The organism is Xanthomonas sp. XNM01 (genome assembly GCF_014851915.1).
In the GTDB taxonomy this organism is placed as follows: Bacteria; Pseudomonadota; Gammaproteobacteria; order Xanthomonadales; family Xanthomonadaceae; genus Pseudoxanthomonas.
In genome coordinates this window covers 478,001-498,368 of sequence record NZ_JACVAP010000002.1, presented here as the reverse complement: position 1 = coordinate 498,368, position 20,368 = coordinate 478,001, and the positions used below count along the sequence as shown (strand labels likewise).

The 20,368-nt window shown below is 71.7% G+C and carries 19 protein-coding genes; 7 read left to right on the top strand and 12 right to left on the bottom strand.

All coding sequences use genetic code 11. The annotated features are described in order from the left end of the window. Positions 1-92: 92 nt before the first annotated feature. A complete protein-coding gene (locus IB242_RS09900) occupies positions 93-1,016 on the top strand; it encodes a peptidylprolyl isomerase (protein ID WP_192278647.1) in 924 nt (307 codons plus the stop codon). Between the two features lie 118 nt (positions 1,017-1,134). Continuing rightward, entirely contained in the window at positions 1,135-1,278 is a 144-nt protein-coding gene (locus IB242_RS09895) for a hypothetical protein (protein WP_192279309.1), read from the top strand. A gap of 197 nt (positions 1,279-1,475) precedes the next feature. Here IB242_RS09895 and IB242_RS09890 read toward each other — a convergent pair whose 3' ends face one another. Next, a complete protein-coding gene (locus IB242_RS09890; protein WP_192279263.1) occupies positions 1,476-2,156 on the bottom strand; it encodes a hypothetical protein in 681 nt (226 codons plus the stop codon). Between the two features lie 128 nt (positions 2,157-2,284). Then, positions 2,285-2,554, bottom strand: coding sequence for a hypothetical protein (locus IB242_RS09885; protein ID WP_192278645.1), 270 nt, complete (start codon positions 2,552-2,554; stop codon positions 2,285-2,287). Between the two features lie 417 nt (positions 2,555-2,971). Between IB242_RS09885 and IB242_RS09880 the strand changes: the two genes are divergently transcribed. Together IB242_RS09880 and IB242_RS09875 are read left to right on the top strand one after the other, a co-directional pair. Then, positions 2,972-3,313, top strand: coding sequence for a metalloregulator ArsR/SmtB family transcription factor (locus IB242_RS09880; protein ID WP_192278642.1), 342 nt, complete (start codon positions 2,972-2,974; stop codon positions 3,311-3,313). A gap of 16 nt (positions 3,314-3,329) precedes the next feature. Next, positions 3,330-4,724, top strand: coding sequence for a DUF2867 domain-containing protein (locus IB242_RS09875; RefSeq protein WP_192278640.1), 1,395 nt, complete (start codon positions 3,330-3,332; stop codon positions 4,722-4,724). A 25-nt stretch (positions 4,725-4,749) separates the two neighbouring features. Here IB242_RS09875 and IB242_RS09870 read toward each other — a convergent pair whose 3' ends face one another. Continuing rightward, positions 4,750-5,646, bottom strand: a complete 897-nt coding sequence (locus tag IB242_RS09870) for a DMT family transporter (RefSeq protein ID WP_192278638.1) — start codon at positions 5,644-5,646, stop codon at positions 4,750-4,752. Between the two features lie 171 nt (positions 5,647-5,817). Here IB242_RS09870 and IB242_RS09865 point away from each other — a divergent pair, with 171 nt between their 5' ends. Then, positions 5,818-6,810 (top strand): LysR substrate-binding domain-containing protein, encoded by a 993-nt coding sequence (locus IB242_RS09865; protein WP_192278636.1) that lies wholly within the window; start codon positions 5,818-5,820, stop codon positions 6,808-6,810. A 366-nt stretch (positions 6,811-7,176) separates the two neighbouring features. On the opposite strand, the gene IB242_RS09860 is transcribed toward IB242_RS09865, so the two are convergent. From IB242_RS09860 to IB242_RS09835, 6 genes are all read right to left on the bottom strand, one after another. Further along, positions 7,177-7,617: a universal stress protein gene (locus IB242_RS09860; protein WP_192278634.1), complete on the bottom strand. Its 441-nt coding sequence runs from the start codon at positions 7,615-7,617 to the stop codon at positions 7,177-7,179. Positions 7,618-7,750: 133 nt separating this feature from the next. After that, on the bottom strand, positions 7,751-8,560 hold the full coding sequence (gene cobA, locus IB242_RS09855; protein ID WP_192278632.1) for a uroporphyrinogen-III C-methyltransferase: 810 nt from the start codon (positions 8,558-8,560) through the stop codon (positions 7,751-7,753). A 74-nt stretch (positions 8,561-8,634) separates the two neighbouring features. Next, positions 8,635-11,394: a nitrate reductase gene (locus IB242_RS09850; RefSeq protein WP_192278630.1), complete on the bottom strand. Its 2,760-nt coding sequence runs from the start codon at positions 11,392-11,394 to the stop codon at positions 8,635-8,637. Next, positions 11,394-11,756, bottom strand: a complete 363-nt coding sequence (gene nirD / locus IB242_RS09845) for a nitrite reductase small subunit NirD (RefSeq protein WP_192278628.1) — start codon at positions 11,754-11,756, stop codon at positions 11,394-11,396. Before nirD ends, IB242_RS09850 begins: the two co-directional genes overlap by 1 nt. Beyond that, positions 11,753-14,215 carry a nitrite reductase large subunit NirB gene (gene nirB, locus IB242_RS09840; protein ID WP_192278626.1) on the bottom strand — a complete coding sequence of 821 codons (2,463 nt, stop codon included), beginning with the start codon at positions 14,213-14,215 and terminating at the stop codon, positions 11,753-11,755. The genes nirD and nirB overlap by 4 nt, the downstream gene beginning before the upstream one ends. A gap of 16 nt (positions 14,216-14,231) precedes the next feature. After that, positions 14,232-15,401, bottom strand: coding sequence for a nitrate/nitrite transporter (locus tag IB242_RS09835; RefSeq protein ID WP_192279261.1), 1,170 nt, complete (start codon positions 15,399-15,401; stop codon positions 14,232-14,234). A 636-nt stretch (positions 15,402-16,037) separates the two neighbouring features. On the opposite strand from IB242_RS09835, the gene IB242_RS09830 reads away from it, so the two are divergent. Further along, a complete protein-coding gene (locus IB242_RS09830) occupies positions 16,038-17,156 on the top strand; it encodes a serine hydrolase domain-containing protein (protein WP_192278624.1) in 1,119 nt (372 codons plus the stop codon). Between the two features lie 258 nt (positions 17,157-17,414). On the opposite strand, the gene IB242_RS09825 is transcribed toward IB242_RS09830, so the two are convergent. Together IB242_RS09825 and IB242_RS09820 are read right to left on the bottom strand one after the other, a co-directional pair. After that, on the bottom strand, positions 17,415-18,488 hold the full coding sequence (locus tag IB242_RS09825; protein ID WP_192278622.1) for a CmpA/NrtA family ABC transporter substrate-binding protein: 1,074 nt from the start codon (positions 18,486-18,488) through the stop codon (positions 17,415-17,417). Further along, the gene (locus IB242_RS09820; protein ID WP_343237119.1) at positions 18,485-19,072 is read right to left on the bottom strand and encodes an ANTAR domain-containing protein; all 588 of its coding nucleotides are present in this window, start codon (positions 19,070-19,072) and stop codon (positions 18,485-18,487) included. Before IB242_RS09820 ends, IB242_RS09825 begins: the two co-directional genes overlap by 4 nt. Before the next feature lie 155 nt (positions 19,073-19,227). Here IB242_RS09820 and IB242_RS09815 point away from each other — a divergent pair, with 155 nt between their 5' ends. Then, positions 19,228-19,521, top strand: coding sequence for a hypothetical protein (locus IB242_RS09815; protein ID WP_192278618.1), 294 nt, complete (start codon positions 19,228-19,230; stop codon positions 19,519-19,521). A gap of 10 nt (positions 19,522-19,531) precedes the next feature. Here IB242_RS09815 and IB242_RS09810 read toward each other — a convergent pair whose 3' ends face one another. Beyond that, the gene (locus IB242_RS09810) at positions 19,532-20,347 is read right to left on the bottom strand and encodes a DUF4349 domain-containing protein (protein WP_192278616.1); all 816 of its coding nucleotides are present in this window, start codon (positions 20,345-20,347) and stop codon (positions 19,532-19,534) included. Between the last annotated feature and the right edge of the window lie 21 nt (positions 20,348-20,368).

Here is a 20,368-nt window from a genome sequence, read left to right as displayed (position 1 = left end):
TAGTCATGACCTCGACTGTCGTGGGGCGTTCCGCCCCATTGGCGGATGTCCGGCACGCGGCGAGAATCGCAGTCTCGCCCCGAGGACCGTCCATGCGCCCCATCGCCCCGCCCCGCGTGATCGCCCTGGCGGCCGCCCTCGCCTGCGGCCTCCCGGCCACGGCCACCGCGGCCGACACGCCCTATCGCAGCCCGCAGCAGATCCTCGACGCCTCGCCAGCCTCGGCCTGGCGCACGCTGGACCCGGCCAGCACGCTGTACCTGGAACTGGACGCCGGCCGCGTCGTGATCGAACTGGCACCGGACTTCGCGCCCGAGCACGTCGCCAACATCCGCACCCTGGCTGGCGAAGGGTTCTGGAACGGCACCAGCATCTACCGCTCGCAGGACAACTTCGTGGTCCAGTTCGGCGATGCCGATGCGGACGACGCGGCCAAGGCGAAGGATCTCGGCAGCGCGAAGCGCCAGCTGCCGGCCGAGTTCGAGCGCAGCGCCGCCGGTCTGGCCTTCGATCGCCTGCCCGATGTCGACGGCTGGGCGCCGGAGGTCGGCTTCGCCGATGGCTTCCCCGCCGGCCGCGATCCGGCCACCGGCAAGGCCTGGCTGGCGCACTGCTACGGCACGCTGGGCGCCGGGCGCAACGAGGCGGCCGACAGCAGCATCGGCGCCGAGCTGTACGTGGTGACGGGCCAGTCGCCACGCCAGCTGGACCGCAACATCACCACCGTCGGCCGCGTGGTCCAGGGCATGGAGCTGCTCAGCACGATCCGGCGGGGACCGGAGCCGATGGGCTTCTACGCGGACGCCGCGCTGCGCACCCCGATCCGCGCGATCCGGCTGGCGAGCGAGGTGCCGGCCGCCGAGCGCACACCGCTGGAACTGCTGCGCACCGATACCGCCACCTTCAGCGAGATCGTCGAAGCCCGCCGCAACCGCCGCGACAGCTTCTACAAGCGCCCGGCCGGCCATATCGACCTGTGCAACGTGCCGCTGCCGGTGCGCGCGCCGAAGCGCTGAAAGCCGGCCCGCGCGTTCCGCGTCGCTACGACCGGAACGCGAAACTGCCGCGCGGCGGTCCGCGACGGCACTCCCTCTCGACGCTCGATGACGTCATCGCTTGGAAGTAACTGAAATGGTGGATTGGTTCCCTGTCGTCTTCATCGTGTTCAAGGTGCTCGTGCTGGGCATCGGCATGTTCTTCGCCATCAAGTGGCATTACGACCAGGGCAAGAAGAAGAAAAAGGAAGAACAGGACAACAGGAAGGAAGGAAACGGATAACGACGCCCGCGAAACGCGGACGAGCGCAGCGCGCGTCGTTCGAATGGACGGCGAGGCGGTGGCCGGGCAATGGCCACCGACAGCACACTCAAACTCGACGGATCAGGCAACGGCGCCGGACGCGCGCGTCGAACGGCATGAGCGCCGGCGGCATGTCGAGGTTTCAGCCGCACCGCGGCGCGGCGTGGCCTCAGGCCTCACCTGCTGGCGGCGCGCCCACGCTTCCGATCACCCTCCTGCGTGGCCGCGCGGCTCTGCGCGAACTCCGGGAAGGTGTCCTCCAGCGCGTCGTTGTCCGGCAGCACGTAGAACACGCCGCCGCGTTCGAACGTCGCCTGGACGATCCCTTCGTAGAACGCAGGCGAGACGTTGATGCAGCCGTGGGTCACGCGGTTGTCGTCGGGCGAGGGAGACGCGAGCCGCTCGGCGCGCTTCTCGGCCGGGCTACCCGGCGGCATCGGATGGATGGAGACGGCGGACTCGTAGTCCACCCACAACACGCGTCCGGCGTCGATGGAGGGGCCGTAACCACCGATGAAGCGGCCCGCCGGCGTCGTGCGGTCCCGCCCGGGAATCTCGCGCAGCGCCAGTCCGGCCACGCCGGGTGCGGTGTGGTCGCCGATCGCCGAGCCGAACAGCGCGGGCGCCGCGCCACGCAGGCGACCATCGCCACCGAACACAAGGATCTGCGCAGCGGCCTTGTCCATGATCGCGAACGGATAGCCCTGCGCGTCCTCGCTTGCGACGACCCAGCCGGCCAGTTCGATGACCGTGTCGGACACCTCCTGCCCCTGCGGAAGCTCATCGACGGCGGCGACCGGTTGCGCGGGCGCGTCCTTCGCACTGGCGACGTCGACACTCGCAACGGCCAGTGCGATCACCAGCGCGCCATAGAGGGCGCCAAGTGCGGAGCATGAGTACGTACGGATGATCGATTCCTCAAAAAACCAATGCGTGCTTCAGGCAACCAGTGACCCCCGCAGGAGTCACTGGTTGCCGGGTCGCATCAGCCGCGCGGCGTGCGGCGCGGGGCCTGCTCGAGCTGCTGGACGCGACCTTCGATCTGATCCAGGCGCTGGTTGGCCTGGCGCGCGGACTGGTTGGCGGACTCGGCGCTCTGGGCGGCACCCTGTACCCGCGTATCGAGCGTGTCGAGGCGCGAGTTGATGGTTGCGAATTCTTCCTTGTAGGTGTTGCACGCGCTCAGGCTCGCGGTCACGACAATGGCCACGCCGAGCATGCGTGCCGCCTTCAGATGTTGCTTGTTCAGGAGCATTTGGACTCCTCCTTCGTCTGGGGAGACTGGAATATAGCGGCCTTTTCAGCCGTGTCATTCCCCCACTTTCAGCTCTAGTTGGAAGACGTGGAGACAGCGTGAAGACGCCGGATCCGACACCGGTGTCGCTTGACACGCGGCGAGCGCAGACGGTGTGGAGTAAGACCGATCGACCAGCACGCGGTCATCGCCTGAAGCGATGAGGCGGTCACCAGGTGCAGGCGGCGGTCGGGTCGCCTCGCCAACCGGATCCGCAGCAGATGCATGGGGGTGCGCGAAAGAGACACGCAGTGGAGCAGCTGGCCGGAAGCGACAACGCGAGGCCAGACGCATCCAGTTGCTTTCCAGACACCTGATTGACATCGCGCCAGCAGTTAGATATTTAGCAATTACGTTAATTATCTAAACGGTGGATCCATGGCCGTGGACCGCATCTTTGACGCCCTCGCCTCGCGCCCCCGGCGCGAGATCCTTGCCTACCTGTCCGCACAGGAACTGACCGCCGGCGAGATCGCCGCGCGGTTCGAGATGAGCGCACCGGCGATCTCGCGCCATCTGTCCGTGCTGGAGGCGGCCGGCCTGGTCGCCAGCGACAAGCGCGGCCAGTACGTGTTCTACCGCCTGGTGCCGGACAACCTGGTCAACACGCTGACCGGCTTCGCGTTCGAGGTCTGCCCGACCGCCGGGCCGCTCAGGCGCGAGGCCAAGGCGCGGGCCCGACAGACCGGTGCTCGCACGCCCCCGCCGAAGACCCGCTGACAGAAGGAGCCGCGTCATGCGCCGCCATGCCGACGTCGTTGCAGGATTCCCCAGGGCCCGCATCCGTTCGTACTCCGGCGGTCTGCCGGTCGAGGTGGTGCTGGTCGCGCAGCTCGGCCATGGCGCCGGCGACCGGATGCATCGCGATGCCGGTGCGCGGCAGGCCAGCCACAGCGGCTTCGTCGATGAACTCGACGAGCCCTCGGTCCGGATCGCCGCACCCGATTTCGACGCCGGCGAGCGCAGCGCCCTGTTCACCTTCGGCGTCGGTCCGGCCGGCCATCCGTTCCACCGTCACGCCGGGCATCGCGTGTTCACCGCGGTCAGCGGCAGCGGCGGCGCACGGCTGCGGTTCTCCACCGCCTCCGATGCGCAGCTGGCGCGCGACCCGGCCCACTTCGCCGCCGCGCTGCATCACGTCGACATTCCGCCGGACTGCATGTTCACCGTGCGCTTCGGCGGCGGCACCTGGCACCAGTTCGCGCCGCTGCAGCCCGGCACGCCGCATCCGGTGCTGTTCGCGCTGTCCTGCCACACCGATGAACTCGGCGGGCTGGCCGCCGGTGCGGTGCAGCAGCAGGTGCTCGCCGGCGACGCGACCATCGCCAGCCTGACCGAGACCCTGCCGCACGCCGTACAGGCCTGGATCGCACGGCATCCGCTGGAACGCCAGGCGGTGCCGACCGTGCGGCTGGCGCTGCACGCGCCGCCGGGCAGCTGGCGTCAGCGGTTGTGCGCGGCGCTGCGCGGTCCGATTGGCAGGCTGCGGGCACGCTTCTCGCCGGGCGAGGGTTTCGTCGAGGGCCGCACGCAGGGTGTCCGCGCGTTGCCGGCGCCGCCGCCGGACTCGCTGCTGCTGGCGCAGCTGCCAGGATTCCATCACCAGGACACGTTCGTCCTGCGCCTGCAGGGCGGCGTCGCCGATGGCACCCACGCGCAGGCGCTGCTGGCCGACGTGCTGGACGGTTTCGTGCAGCATCGCCCCGCAGGCGTCACCCGGCTGATGCAGCTGCGCAACCTGCTGGTCCGGCCGTTGCGGCTGCGGACCTCGCCGCTCGGCTGTCCGGTGTCCTCGCTGCTGTCGCCGGAGCGCGAGCGGCTGTTCGCCGGACGCCATCCGGTGCTCGACCAGCGGATCGATGCCGATGGCCGCGGTGCGCAGGTGCTGCTGGGTGCGGACGACCGCCACCTGGTGTTCCGCTCGTGCGTCGGCGTGCGGATCACCTCCGACGGCGTCGAGGTCACGCTCGGTACGCGCGTGCGCTGCCGCAACGCGTTCGGCAGGTTCTACATGGCCGCGATCAGTGCGGTGCACCGGCGCTATGTCGCCCCGGCGATGCTGCGAATGGCGGTGGAAGGCCTCGCCCGCCGCCATGCGCCGCTGTCGATGACGCAGGGGCTGTTCGCCTGATGCGTCGGCGACGCGCGCCGTCGCCTCAGCGGGCGCGCTGGCTGAAGGCCACGCTGCCCAGGATCAGCGCGGCCGCCAGCGCCATCGTCCAGGTCAGCGGTTCGTCCAGGATCGCCCAGGCCAGCAATGCGCCGAACACCGGCACCAGGTAGGTCACCGTCGACGCGCGTGCCGGGCCGATGCGCTGGATCAGCCGGTAATACATCAGGAAGGCGAGCCCGGTGCAGAGCACGCCCAGCGTGGCGGCGCAGGCCCAGGCCTGCAGCGGCACCGGCGTGGCCGGCCAGTGGAACCAGGCCAGCGGCGCCAGCAGCAGCGCACTGCTGCCCAGGGTCGCCGCTGCCGACGCCGCCGGCGGCAGATCGGCCATGTGCCGCTTCACCAGGTTGTAGCCGATGCCGTACAGCAGCGAGGCCGTGGCGCCCGCAAGCGCGGCCGGACCGACGCTGAGGCCACCGGCCTTGCCCGCCGCCAGCACCAGGACGCCGACGAAGCCGATCATCAGGGCGGCGGCACGCCGGCTGCCGATCTTCTCGCCGAAGAACAGGAACGCGATCAGCGCGGTGAACAGCACCGTCATCGCGTTGCAGATCGCGCCGATCGCCGCCGGCGCACGCGCCGCTGCCCAGGCGAACAGCAGGAACGGCAACGCGGAATTGAGCACGCCGATGGCGGCGAGCATCGGCCAGCGCCGCAGCGGGAAATGGCGGCGTGCCACCCACAGGAATGGCAGCAGCACCGCCGCGCCCAGGGCCAGACGCAGTTCCACCAGCGCCACCGCACCGAATGTCGGCGCGGCCACGCGCATGAACAGGAACGAGCACCCCCAGACCACGCCCAGGAACAGCAACTCCAGCGGCGTGCGCAGGTCGCGGCTGGCGCCGTCGCCGACCGCGATCGCTTCGGCCTGCGGCGCGCTCATGCCCCGCCTCCGCAGATCGACCGTGTCCGGCAGGCGAAGGGATCGGGTGCGGTGGTGGCGGCGCGCATCGCGGAAGGCATCCTGGTGACGGGAGGCGAGCATCCGCCTGCGGCGCGATGCCGACAAGCGCGTAGTATCGCGGCAAGCCACAAATCTGGTTCATGTCTCGCGATGAAGCTGCGCCCCGCCCTCCTGCCTGCCCTCGGCGTGTTCGTCGCCGCGGCGCGCCATCAGAACTTCGCGCATGCCGCGGACGAGCTGCACCTGACCGCCAGCGCGGTCAGCCACCACATCCGCAAGCTCGAGGCGCTGCTCGGCACGACGCTGTTCCAACGCCATGCGCGCGGCGTCAAGCTCACCGCCGAGGGGCGCCAGCTGGCCGATGCAGCCGGCGCCGCGCTGGACGACATCGCCGCGGTCGCCGGCAACCTGCATCCGGATCCGGACGCCGCGCCGCTGCGGATCACCACGCTGCGTTCGCTGTCCTACTGCTGGCTGCTGCCGCGACTGCCCGGGTTCTGCGCCGCGCATCCGCACGTGCGGCTGGAAATCCAGACCGACAGCGCGTTCTCGCGCTTCGAGGAGGGCGGCCCGGACCTGGGCGTGCGCTACGGCGAGGGCCAGTGGCCGGGGCTGCAGGCGCACCACCTGATGGACGAAGAGTTGTTTCCGGTGGCCTCCCCGGCACTGCCGCAGCTGGCCCGGATCCAGTCCGCACGCGACATCGCCGGCCTGCCGCTGCTGACCGACCTGTCGCCGCAGAGCTGGCGCGACTGGTTCCGCGCCGCCGATGCGCGCGGCGTGGCCCTGCCGCCGATGCACACCTTCAACGACAGCACCGACGTGATGCGGGCGGCGGTGTACGGCATCGGCGCCGCGCTGGCGCGGGCCCGCATCGCCGAGCCCTACCTGCAGCGCCATGAACTGGTGCGGCTGCCCGGGCCGGCGCTCAAGGCGCGCCATGCCTATTACATCGTCTACCCGACGCACCGCGCGCCGAGCCCGGCCGCGGCGCTGTTCATCGACTGGCTCAAACGCGAGGCGCTGGACGAGCGCACGCCGATGCCGGAGCTGCCGGCCGCGCTCGTCGGCCTGCCGGCAGCGAAGGGTACGCCGCCGCGGCCTGCACGCGGCCAGGCGACGCGCAGGCGCACGCCGCGTTAGCAGCCACGGGCCGGCCCGGCTTTCAGCCTTGCCACGCCTGCAGTAGCGCGAGGCTCACGACACGGAGTGCGGGTCGCGATCCTCGCCGGATGGGTGCGGACGCGTGGCAGCGGGAGCATGCATGTCACCGCCGGGCGCCGCATCCATCCGCGGATCGGCTACCTCCGGTGCGCCGGTGCGGCCACGCTTTCCACGCCCATCCAGTGGCGGCGGCACAGACGGCGGCCCATGAAAAAACCGCCCGGCATCACGCGGATGCCGGGCGGCGGAAGAGGGTCGCGGTACCGGAGGGGGTACCGCGACGTGATGTGGCCGCGGCGGGAGCGGGCCCCGTCCGCCCTCCGCCGCGACCACGTCAACGCGAAGTCATTTCCTGAACACCAGCACCGGGATGTTGGAGTGGGTCAGCACCTTCAGGGTCTCGCTGCCGAGCACCAGCGCGCTCAGTCCGCGACGCCCGTGCGAGGCCATCGCGATCAGATCGGCACCACGCTCGCGCGCGGTTTCGATGATCGCCTCGTACGGCAGTTCGTGCTCGACCATCGCCGTGTCGCAGGGCACGCCCATCGCACGGGCCACGACCTCGGCCGCCGCCAGGCAGCGCGCCCCCTGGTCCCGCACCTGACGCTCGTACTGCTCGCGGGTATCGGCGATCAGTTCCGGCGTCATCGCGAACGCATGGAACGGGTTGAGCACGGTCAGCACCGTGGTGGTGGCCTGCACACTCTTGGCCAGGGTCAGCGCCTGCTCCACCGCATGCGCCGAGAGCGACGAACCGTCGGTCGGAATCAGGATGTGGTGGTACATGGGGCGGACCCTCGTGTCCGGGAGTGGGCGTATCGTGCCCCCGCCGGCGCGGCGCGTCCTTGATCCTGATCAATCCACCGCGCATCGCCGCTCGCCATGCACGAAGCGGGCGCTGCGTCACAGCAGCGGCGTGTCAGCCCGCGGCCGCCGCGGTCCGGACGACCACCTGACCGACACCGTGTTCGCGCGCGGACACGTACTCCCGTGCCTCGGCCAGCGCACGCCCGACCAGGACGACGCCGGGGCTGCCGTCAGCGACCTCCGCGGCCACCTGCGCCAGGCGATCCAGCCGGGTCAGCAGGCGCCGCTCGCCGGCCTGGCTGGCCGCCTGCACGATCGCGACCGGCGTGTCGCCCGGCAGCGCGCGCAGCAGTCCGGCCGCCAGCGACGCCAGCCGGCCCATGCCCATGTAGATGGCCAGGGTGGTGCCGCCGCGGGCGAGCGCCGCCCAGTCCGGCTCGCCATGGTCGGCGGTGTGCGCGGTGACGAAGGTGACACCGTGGCAGTGCTCGCGATGGGTCAGCGAAACGCCCAGCGCCGCCGCGGCGGCGAACGCGGCGCTGATCCCGTTGATGATGCGGACCGGCACGCTGGCCGCCTGCAGGAAGGCGATCTCCTCGCCCGCCCGCCCGAACAGCAGCGCATCGCCGCCCTTGACCCGCACCACCCGCAGGCCCTGCAGCGCGTAGCGCCGCATCAGCCGGCAGATGAAGGCCTGCGGCGTCGAGCGGCAGCCACCGCGCTTGCCGACCCGGATCACGCGCGCCTGCGGCGCCAGCTCGACGATGCCCGGATCGACCAGTTCGTCCAGCAGCAGCACCTGCGCCGCCTGCAGCGCACGCACCGCCTTGAGCGTCAGCAGGTCGAGATCGCCCGGTCCGGCCGACAGCAGCACGACCTCGGACGGAATGCGGCGCGGGCCGGAATCAGCGGCGGTGTGCATGGCGGTCGTCCCGTGGGGATGGATGCGGTCGAAGCGGTGCTGGCTGCGCGGTGGCGAGCCCGGCGCGTGCGGACTCATGCGCTGGCGCCCTCGCGCGCCATCCGCGCCAGCTGCGGCAGGCAGGAACCGCAGACCGTGCCGCAACCCAGCCGCTGCTTGAGTCCGGGCAGGTCGTCGCCGGCATCGAGCGCGCCGCGGATCGCCGATGCGGTGACCTGGCGGCAGCTGCACACCACCGGATCGCGGGCGACGGTGGGCAGCGACGCGAACGCTGCCAGGCGCGGGCCCTGCCACGGCATGCCGGCCAGCGCCGTCTGCAGCAGCGGCTGCCCGCCGGGTTCGCCGCCGGCCCACAGCAGGCCGTCGACGCGGCTGCCGCCCTGCCCTGCGCGCCAGGCCACGCGCTTGAGCAGCCCGCGGCGTGCGTCGCGGTACTCCAGCGTGTCCGCACCCGGGTGCAGGTGCAGGGCGTCGTCCAGCGCAGCCAGCCAGTCGGGCTGCATCGCCGCGTCCGCCGCTGCGCGCAGCACCAGCCAGGCCTGGGTGGTGTCGGTGGCATCCGCGTGCAGCGACACGCCGGCATAGCCGCAGGCCTTCAGCAGCGGCTGCACCGCGGCCTGCAGCGCCAGCGCATCGCCACGGCGCGCGGCCAGCAGGTGCCAGCCGAACGCCGCCGGCTCCACCCGCACCGCGGCGTGCTTGAGTTCGGGCTGGCGCGAGCGTGCGTCGACCGCCGGCTGGCTGAGTTCGTTGATGCCGCCGCTGGACAGATGCTGACCGCTCCAGTGCATCGCCGCGAACACGGTGCCGGAGGCGAGTTCGTCGGACAGCTCCAGCGGCAGCACCAGCGCGCCGCGCTTGCTCGCCACGCGCACCAGCGTGCCGGCACGCAGGCCGCGCCGGGCCGCGTCGTCCGGATGCATCTGCAGCGCCGGTTCCGGGCTGTGCGCGAACGCCGCCGGCACCCGGCCGCTGCGCGACATTCCGTGCCACTGGTCGCGCAGACGGCCGCTGAGCAGGCGCAGCGGGAAGCGCGCCGAGGTCTGCTCGGCCACCGGCGTGTAGGGCGTCACGTGGAAACGCGCGCGCCCGTCGGCGGTGGCGAACACGCCATCGACATAGCGGCGCGCCTGTCCCTGCGCGCTGCCGGCCGGGAACGGCCACTGCTGCGGGCCGTCGGCGTCCAGGCGCGCATGGTCCAGCCCACCGATGTCGAGGTCGCGGCCGATGGTGAGGTCGCGGTGTTCGTCGAAGATCGCCCGCGGCGAGTCGGCCTCGAACAGCGGCGATGCGCCCGGGGCGGCCAGCCGCGCCTCGATCCGGCGCGCGACCTCGCGTGCGATCCACCAGTCCGCACGTGCCTGGCCTGGCGGCGGCACCGCCGCCCGCACGCGCGAGATCCGGCGTTCGGAGTTGGTCACGCTGCCGTCCTTCTCGCCCCAGCTGCTGGCCGGCAGCAGCGCATCGGCGAACGGCACGGTGTCGGTGCCGGCGAAGGCTTCCTGCACCACCACGTACTCGGCGCGCTGCAGCGCCTCGCGCACGCGGGCGATGTCCGGCATCGAGTGCGCGGGATTGGTGCAGGCGATCCACACCGCCTTGACCTTGCCACTGTGCAGGCCGTCGAACAGGTCCACCGCGGCCAGCCCGGGACGCGGCGACAGGCTGCCCGGCGCGAGGCGCCACAGCGTTTCCAGCTCGGCGCGGTGGCCGTCGTCGCCGATCTCGCGGTGCGCGGCCAGCATCGTGGCCATGCCGCCGACCTCGCGTCCACCCATCGCGTTGGGTTGCCCGGTCAGCGAGAACGGGCCGGCGCCCGGCCGCCCGATCTGGCGCGTGGCCAGGTGCAGGTGGATCAGGGCGAGGTTCTTGTCGGTGCCGTGCGCGGACTGGTTCAGGCCCATGCAGTACAGCGACAGCGCGGCCGGGCTGCGCCCGAACCACTCGGCGGCGGCGACCAGGTCGGCGGCGGCGATCCCGCAGATCTCGGCCGACATCCGTGGCGTGTAGTCGCGCAGCAGCTGCTTGAGCGCGTCGAAGCCGCTGGTATGCGCAGCGATGAACTCGCGGTCCAGCAGCCCTTCCCAGACCAGGTGGTGGAGCATGCCGTTGAACAGCGCCACGTCTGTGCCCGGCTGGATCTGCAGATGCAGGTCGGCCATGGCCGCGGTGTCGGTGCGGCGCGGATCGACCACGATCCAGCGCACCTGCGGATCGCGCGCCTTCGCGTCCTCCAGGCGGCGGAACAGCACCGGATGCGCCCAGGCCGCGTTGCTGCCGGCGAACAGCACGGTCCTGGCGTGCTCGAGATCGTCGTAGCAGGTCGGCGGGCCGTCCGCACCGAGCGCGAGCTTGTAGCCGGTGACCGCGCTGGACATGCACAACCGGGAATTGGTGTCGATGTTGTTGGTGCGCAGCAGGCCCTTGGCCAGCTTGTTGAAGACGTAGTAGTCCTCGGTCAGCAGCTGGCCGGACAGGTAGAAGGCGACTGCATCCGGCCCGTGCCGCTCGACGATGCCGGCCAGCCGCTCGGCCACGGTGTCCAGCGCGCGCCCCCAGTCGACCGGCCGGCGCGGATCCTGGCGGCGCGCACGCAGTTCCGGCTGCAGCACGCGGCCCTGCGTGCTGCGCGCGGTCTCGGCCAGGCTGCGGCCCTTGCCGCAGAGCCGGCCATGGTTGGCCGGATGCTGCGGGTCGCCCTCCACGCCGACGATGCGCGCGCCCTGCGCGTCGTGCTCGCTGTGGATCAGCACGCCGCAGCCGACCCCGCAGTAGCAGCAGGTCGAGCGCGTGGTGCGCCGCTGCACGGCCGGATCCGGGCCGCCGCCGTCCATCAGGCCGGCACCGCGTCGGTGGCGCCCGCCGGTGCCGGCGACGACGCCACCTCCAGCGCCAGCCAGACCTCGCCATCGCGCAGCTGCACCGGATAGCGGCGCGCGCAGCCGACGTCCGGGGCGCAGGCCTGGCCGCTGTCGAGCTGGATGTTCCAGCCGTGCAGCGGACAGGTCACGGTGTCGCCGGAGACGATGCCCTGCGACAGCGGACCGCCCTTGTGCGGGCAGCGGTCGGCCAGTGCGAACACGCGGTCCGGCGCCGGGCGGAACACCGCGATGTCGTCGGCGCCGTCGCGGCGCAGCACGCGCGCGCCAAGCAGCGGGATGTCGTCGATCATGCAGATCCGGATCCAGCCGCTCATGCCGGATCCTCCAGCAGCACCGGGATCTGCCGTTCCAGCTTCAACGGCGCGTACTCGCGCTGCTGCGCCCCGGCGATCCGCGCCGCCCACGGGTCGGGCAGGCCTTCGAGCGCGAACAGCAGCCGCTCGTACAGCGCGCGGCGGCTGTCGGCGTCCTCGACCACCTTCTGCCGGATGTAGTCCAGCCCGACCCGCTCGATGTAGTGCACCGTGCGGTCCAGGTAATAGGCCTCCTCGCGGTACAGCTGCAGGAAGGCGCCGGTGTACTCCTTCACCTCGTCGGCGGTCCTGACCTTGACCAGGAAGCGGGCGACCTCGGTCCTGATGCCGCCGTTGCCGCCCACATGCAGCTCCCAGCCCGAGTCGACCGCGATGATGCCCACGTCCTTGATCCCGGACTCGGCGCAGTTGCGCGGGCAGCCGGACACCGCCAGCTTCACCTTGTGCGGGCTCCACATGTTGGCCAGCATCGTTTCCAGGTCGATGCCCATCTGGGTGCTGTTCTGCGTGCCGAAGCGGCAGAACTCGCTGCCCACGCAGGTCTTCACCGTGCGGATCGACTTGCCGTAGGCGTGGCCGGACTTCATGCCCAGCTCGCGCCAGACGTCGACCAGGTCCTCCTTGCGCACGCCGAGCAGGTCGATGCGCTGGCCGCCGGTCACCTTGACCATCGGCACCGCGTACCTGTCGGCCACGTCGGCGATCCGGCGCAGTTCGGCGGCGTTGGTCACCCCGCCCTTCATCTGCGGGATCACCGAAAACGTGCCGTCCTTCTGGATGTTGGCGTGCGCGCGCTCGTTGATGAACCGGCTCTGCGGGTCGTCCACCGCCTCGCGCGGCCAGCTCGACAGCATGTAGTAGTTGATCGCCGGCCGGCAGGTCGCGCAGCCGTTGGGCGTGCGCCATTCCATGAAGGCGTAGGCCTGCGCGTGGCTGACCAGGCGATGCTCGCGGATCGCCTGCCGGACCTCGCCATGGCTCAGGCTGGTGCAGCCGCACACGGCCTTGGTCTTCGGCGTTTCCTGGAAGTTCGAGCCCAGGCAGTTCATCAGGATCTGCTCGACCAGCCCGGTGCACGAGCCGCAGGAACTGGCCGCCTTGGTGTGCTTCTTGACCTCGTCGACGGTGAACAGGCCCTGCTCGCGCACCGCCTTGACGATGGTGCCCTTGCACACGCCGTTGCAGCCGCAGACCTCGTCGCCGTCGGCCATCGCCGCGGCGCGGTCCTGGCCGCCGGTGCCGGCATCGCCCAGTGCGGTCTCGCCGAACACCAGCGTGTCGCGGCGCGCGTCGATCGGCGTGCCGTCCTTGATCTGGCGGAAGTACCAGCCGCCATCGCCGGTGTCCCCGTACAGGCAGGCGCCGACCAGCCGGTCGTCGCGGATCACCAGCTTCTTGTAGAGCCCGCCGGCCGGGTCGGACAGCACGATCTCCTCGGTGCCCTCGCCGCCCATGAAGTCGCCGGCCGAGAACAGGTCGATCCCGGTCACCTTCAGCTTGGTCGAGGCGACCGAGCCGCGGTAGATGCCGATGCCGTAGCTGGCCAGGTGGTTGGCGCAGATCTTCGCCTGTTCGAACAGCGGCGCGACCAGGCCGTAGGCGACGCCGCGGTGGCTGGCGCATTCGCCCACCGCGTACACGCGCGGATCGTAGGTCTGCAGGGTGTCGTTGACCACCACGCCGCGGTCGCAGTGGATGCCCGCGGCCTGGGCCAGGGTCGTGTTCGGGCGGATGCCGGCGGCCATCACCACCAGGTCGGCCGGGATCTCGCTGCCGTCGGAGAAGCGCACTGCGGCGACCTCGCCGGCGGCGTTGCCGACCAGTTCGGTGGTCGAAGTTTCCAGGCGGAAGTCCAGGCCGCGCTCGGCCAGCGACTTCTCCAGCAGCCCGCCGGCGACCGGGTCGAGCTGGCGTTCCAGCAGCCAGCCGGCCAGGTGCACCACGGTGACCTGCATGCCGCGCAGCTTCAGCCCGTTGGCGGCCTCCAGCCCGAGCAGGCCGCCACCGATCACCACCGCGTGCCGTTTCACCTTCGCGGTGTCGATCATCGTCTGCGTGTCGTGGATGTCGCGGTAGCCGATGACGCCCTTCAGCGTCTTGCCCGGGATCGGCAGGATGAAGGGCACCGAGCCGGTCGCCAGCAACAGGCGGTCGTAGCCGGCCTCGGTCCCGTCGGCGGCGATCACCCGGCGGCGCACGCGGTCGATCTGCGTGACCTCCTTGCCGAGATGCAGGGTGATGCCGTTGTCCGCGTACCAGGACAGCGGATTGAGCACGATCTCCTCGAACGCCTGCTCGCCGGCCAGCACCGGCGAGAGCAGGATGCGGTTGTAGTTCGGGTGCGGCTCGGCGCCGAACACGGTGATCTCGTACATGTCCGGCACCAGCTTCAGCAGCTCCTCGAGCGTGCGGATGCCGGCCATGCCGTTGCCGACCACCACCAGGCGTGGCTTCTTCATCGTTTCGTTCCCGTGATCAGACGCGGGCGGCGCCGAGCGCCGTCCACTGGTTGCGCCACTGCTGCTTCACGCCCGACAGCAGTCCCCAGGCCAGCAGCGCGACGCCGGCGAACGCCCACAGGCCGATGCCGTAACCGCCGCTGTGCTGCTTGACCACGCCCAGCCCGGCCGCGAGCAGGAAGCCGCCGACGCCGCCGGCCATGCCGATCAACCCGGTCATCAGGCCGATGTCGCGGCCGAAGCGCTGCGGCACCAGCTGGAACACCGCGCCGTTGCCGGCGCCCAGGCACAGCAGGGTCAGCACGAACAGGCACACCACGCCGGCCGCGCCGCCGAGGCCGAGACCCGCCGCGGCCACCAGCAGCGCCACCGACAGGTACACCGTCAGCAGGGTGCGGGTGCCGCCGATGCGGTCGGCGATGACCCCGCCGACCGGACGCATCACCGAGCCGGCCAGCACGCAGGCGGCGGTGGCCCAGCCGGCGATCTTCGGATCGAACCCGAACTGGTCGTGGAAGTAGCCCGGCAGGGCACTGGCGAAGCCGGCGAAGCCGCCGAAGGTGATCGCGTAGAAGAACATGAACCACCACGAGTCGCGGTTGCCGACCAGTACCTGCGCGTAGTCGCGCAGGGTCTTGCGCGCGACCGGCACCGGCGCGTCCTTCGCGCAGACGGCGAACACGGCCAGCACCAGCAGCAGCGGGATGCAGGCCAGGCCGAACACGTTCTGGAAGCCGAACGCGGCCGCCAGCAGCGGCGCGAACAGCGCGGCGAACACCGTGCCCGAGTTGCCGGCGCCGGCGATGCCCATCGCCGTGCCCTGGTGCTCCGGCGGATACCAGCGCGAGGCCAGCGGCAGCGCCACCGCGAACGACGCGCCGGCCACGCCCAGCATCAGGCCCAGCAGCAGCACCTGGGCGAAGCTGTGCACGCCGACGCGCCAGGCCACGGCCAGCGCGACGATCACCAGCACCTGCGCCAGCAGGCCCGCGTGCCTGGCGCCGATGCGGTCGGCCAGCAGGCCCAGGAACAACCGCAGCACTGCACCGCACAGGATCGGGATGGCGACCATCAGCGCACGCTGCTGCGTATCCAGCGCCAGCGCCTGCGCGATCTGCACCTGCATCGGGCCGAGCAGGTACCAGACCATGAAGCTCAGGTCGAAGTAGAGGAACGCCGACAACAGCGTGGGCGTGTGCCCGGCCCGCCAGAAGGAACGGTTCATCCGCAGATCTCCGCGTGGTGGCCGCAATGCGATGCACGGTTCCAGTGGCATGCAGCGGCGGCTGGAGGAAGGGGCTTGGGAAAACAAAAACGGCGTCCACCGGAAGTGACCGGAGGACGCCGTTGTCCAGGTACCGCACACCGCCGTTGGCGCGCCGTACCGCATTCGTGTTGTCGCGGACGCGCCGTTGCGTCCACGCAGAGTCCATCGCAAACGCCGTGCCAGCTTTGCGCGGAGGGCCGGAACGTCCGCCCTGCCTGCCTCCGTGGACGATCCGCGGGCGCGCGGCGTCCTGCTGCGGCGGCACGTGGCCACACGACGCACCGATTCCGTGCAGGCGCTCGCACCGCATGTGTGCACCGCACCATCGCGACGGCGCGAGGCCGGGCCCGGCCATGGCGGCGTGCACGGCTCCCGCCCGGGCCGCGCCTTCATGCACGCGCAGGATTGCGCCAGCCGTGTCGCCTGCTTGGCGGGGTGCGCCCCACCCGCCCCCAACCTTCCACGCGTGGTCCGCATCCAAGCCGGTTCTGAGCTGACCACATGACGGGCAGAGCCCGTCCATCGATCCGCCAACCGATCATCCCGGAGACCTGCATGCTGGCTGGACTGCACCGATTCGCCCTGGCCACCAGCGTCGCGCTGCTGGCGTGCTCCGGCATCGCCCGCGCCACGGACGCGCTGGAGCACGCCAACGCGCTGACCCGCGACTACATCCGCCGGACCATGGCGCAGGAGCGGATTCCCGGCCTGCAGATCGCGGTCATCCGGGACGGCCGCGTGGTGCTGTCCGAGAGCCTGGGCCTGGCCAATGTCGAGAACCAGGTGCCGGTCACCGCCAGCACACTGTTTCCACTCAACTCGGCCACCAAGCCCCTCACCGGCGTGGCGATGGCGCAGCTGGCCGCCGAGGGCCGGGTCGCGCTGGACGCACCGGTCGGCCGCTATCTGGACGACCTGCCGCCCGCGTGGCGGTGGGTGCGGGTGCGCGAACTGCTCGCCCACACCTCCGGTCTGCCCGACATCGTCGACCCGCAGGGGGATCTGATCGACGCGGACGAGCGCGCGGCCTGGGCCGCGACCGAGGCGCACGCGCCCGACGCGCCGGCCGGCACCCGCTTCGCCTACAACCAGACCAACTACGGTCTGCTCGCGCGGATCATCGCCCGCCAGTCCGGGATGCCGTACGACCGGTACATGGCCACGCACCAGTTCGCGGTGGCCGGCATGCCCGCCACGCGGTTCGGCGACAGCTACGACCTGGTGCCCGGCGCGGCGACGATCTACAGCCACTCGCCGCGCCGCAGCCTGGCGCCGGACGACGGCCAGCGCATGTCGCGCTGGATCTACGCGATCCCCTACAGCCTGTGGGCCGGCGGCGGCATCCAGACCAACGCGGAGGAACTGTCGCGCTGGATCATCGCGCTGACCGACGGCCGTCTGCTGCCGAAGGACGCGCTGCGCGCGATGTGGACGCCGGCGGAGCTGGCCGACGGCAGCGCCGGCGCCTGGTCGGCCGGCTGGCCGGTGCTGGCGACGGGCGCGCACCGGCAGGTGGCCGGCATCGGCGGCGCACGCGCCGCCTTCGTCATCTATCCCGACGACGGGCTGGCGATCATCGTCCTGACCAACCTGGCCGGCGCCAATCCGCAGCGCTTCCTGCCCCACATCGCCGCGTTCTACCTGCCACCGACCGCGCAGGCCGCAGCGGAGTGAGGAGCGAAGCGCAGACGCGGCACGCGGACGCGCCCGATGGCGTCACGACGGCGCCGCGCAGCCGCGGGCCATCAGGGCGCGGTCGCCGGCAAGGCACCCGACGGGATCCATCACATCGCCGCCTGCGTCCAGGGCAGGTTCCGGCCTGACCGCATTGCAGCGCCGCGTCTGCCGCGGCGCATCCGCGATCCGGCGATGCAGACATGTCCGCATCCCCCCGATGTCCGACGAGCGCAGGCGCCGCGGCGGTGCACCGGGTTACGGGGCGGCCAGCCCCTGGGCATCGAACAGCCGGATCTCCCTGACGTCCTCGTCGGGCGCGGCCACCCCGATCCGCGTGGCGGCGGCACGGAAGGTATCGAGCCGGTGCAGGTTGCGCAGCCGACGTTCGTCGTCGCCGGCATCGGCGGCCTCCAGCCAGCCCCAGCGCCGGAACTGCTGCAGGAACCAGTGCCCGTCCGACAGCCACGGCAGGTTGACCCGGCCCGCATCGTGGAAGCGCAGCCACTGTTCCTCGGGGACCGACGGGTCGGGCAGCAGACAGGCGGCGATGCGCGCCTCGGGCAGCCCGATCACCTCGGGGCGCGCCAGCCAGGCCGCCGCCTCGGCACGGTGGGCCGGCGCATCGAGCCAGCGGCAGGCCTCGAGCACGGTCGCGGTCAGTGCGGTCGCCAGCTCCGGCTCCAGCGCCGCCATGTCGCGGCGGCAGGCCAGCACCTTCTCCGGATGCCCGGGCCAGATGGCGCCGCTGCGGATCACCCGCCGGCCGATGCCGAGCGCTTCGGCATGCGCGGCCCACGGCTCGCCGGCGCAGTAGCCGTCCAGTTCGCCGCAGGCCAGCGCCTCGGGCATCTGCGAAGGCGGCAGGGTCACCGAGACGATGCCGCGCATCGGGTCGACGCCCTGCGCGGCCAGCCAGTGGTACAGCCACAGCGCGTGGGTGCCGGTGGGAAAGGTCTGGGCGAACACCGGCATCCGCGGCAGCGCGTCCAGCAGCGCCGGCAACGGGGTGCCGGCGGCGAGCGCGTCGGCCAGCGCGGGCGCCAGCGTGATCGCCTGCCCGTTCTGGTTGAGGGTGAGCAGGATCGCCAGGTCGGCCTGCGGCCCGGCGATGCCGGCATCGATGCCGTAGACCATACCGGCCAGCGCGTGCACTGCATCGAGCTGGCCGCTGAGCAGGCGGTCGCGCACGGCGGCCCACGAGGCCTGCCGGTGCAGGCGCAGCGCCAGGCCATGGCGGCGGCCGAGGTCGAGTTCGGCGGCCACCACCAGCGGCGCGCAGTCGATCAGCGGCATGAAGCCCACGTCCAGCGTGCGCAGCGTCTCGGTCATGGGGTCCCCCGGTCGAGCAGATCGGCCATCGCGATGATCTGGCGGGCCACGTCGGCCAGGCGCCGGCCCTGCTTCATCGCCTGCTGGCGCAGCGCGGCGTAGGCCTCGGCCTCGCTCATGCCGCGCTTGTCCATCAGCACGCCCTTGGCGCGGTCGACCAGCTTGCGCTCGCTCAGTTGCTGCTGCACGGCATCGAGCTGGCGCTGCACGTCGTTCTGCCGCTCGAAGCGCGCCAGCGCGACCTGGATGATCGGCGCCAGCCGCGTCGGCGCCAGGCCGTCGACCACGTAGGCGGTGACGCCGGCACCCACCGCCGAGCGGATCAGCTGGTCGTCGCCGTCGCCGGAAAACATCACCACCGGGCGCGGTGCGTGCTGGTGGATCAGCGCGAGCTGTTCGAGCGTGTCGCGCGAGGGCGAGTCGACGTCGACGATGACCACGTCCGGCTGCCGGGTCTGCACTGCGCGCAGCAGGTCGCGGGCGGCCACCACCTCTTCCAGCACCTCGTGCCCGGCAGCGGCCAGCGCTTCGCGCAGCTGCCCGATCGGCTTGTCGGTGTCGTTGACCAGCAGGATGCGCGGCACGGCGTGGCGGGGTCGGCGGGGGCGAAGGCGGGATCGATGTTGCCACGCAACAACGCGCATCGCGAGTGCGCCGGCGTCGACGCCGCGCGCGCCCTCACCCCTCGTTGATCGGCCAGCGGCCAGTCTGGATGCCTGTTCCCGAACGAGACCACGCCATGCCCCAGCTCCGTATCCGCATCATCGGCAGCAGCGACGACCTGCGTGCGGTGGCCGACCTGCTGCAGAGCGTGGAAGGCATCGAGCACGTCGAAGAAGTCGCCGACCTGATGCCGCGCATGGACGACGAGGATTCCAGCTCGGCCGGCCTGTCCGACGACATCGGCCCCGGCACCCATGAGCTGGAAGTGGACGCCCCCAACGACTACACCGCCGGGCGGGTGCGCGCGGCGGTCGAGGAACTGGCGATCCGGCTCGGTCTGGTGGTCGAGTTCGAGGCCGAGGACGAGTAAGCCGCCGGGCTCAGGCCCGCTGCCGCCGGCGCAGGCGGCGACGCAGCCATAGCGCCGCCACGACCAGCCCCGCCAGCGGCAGCACGAAGGCGACCGCACGGATGGTCCAGGCGGTGCCGATCGCCAGCGTGCCGATGAAATCGCGCACGGCCTGGCCGATCTCGCCGCCACCGACCCGCTCCGGCACGCGGAACCGCAGGGTCAGCTTCTGGGTGTCGATCCGCCGCTGCTGCTGGGCCGACACCTGCGCGGCCTCTTCCAGCTGCGCCTCGACCTGGGCCAGCTGCTGCGACAGGGCGATCATGTCGGCCACCGACAGGTCGCGCCGCTGCTGGAACTCCTGCAGCCTGGCCTGCTCGCGCTGCAGCCGCGCCTGCAGCCGCGCGGTGTCGTGCACCGCCGCCGCCAGATCCTCGGCCTGCGTGTTGCGGCTGCCGATCCTGGCGTCCTCGCCGGCCAGCGCGATCAACGGCTCGACGCCGTCGGGCACGATGCGCACCGTGAGCAGCGCGGACGGATGGTCACCTCCGGCCTGCTCCACCTGCAGGACCTCGCAGGGACCGTGGCTGCCCTGTTCGCAGGCCTGGCGCGCGGCGGCCAGCCGCGCGGGAATGGCCTGCGCCTCCAGCTCGATCCGGACATCGTGCTCGTAGGCGAGGAACGCCCCGCGCGATGCGCCACCTGCGCCGGCCGACGCAACACCGCTGCCCGGCCCGGGCGCGCAGCCCGCCAGCAGCGCCAGCAACGCGGCGACGGCCAGCGATCCGGGGATCCGCGGCATCCAGCCGCGCGGGGTGCGCACGATGTCGTCGGTGGGCTGCTGCATGGGTTCTGGTCCAATCCTTGG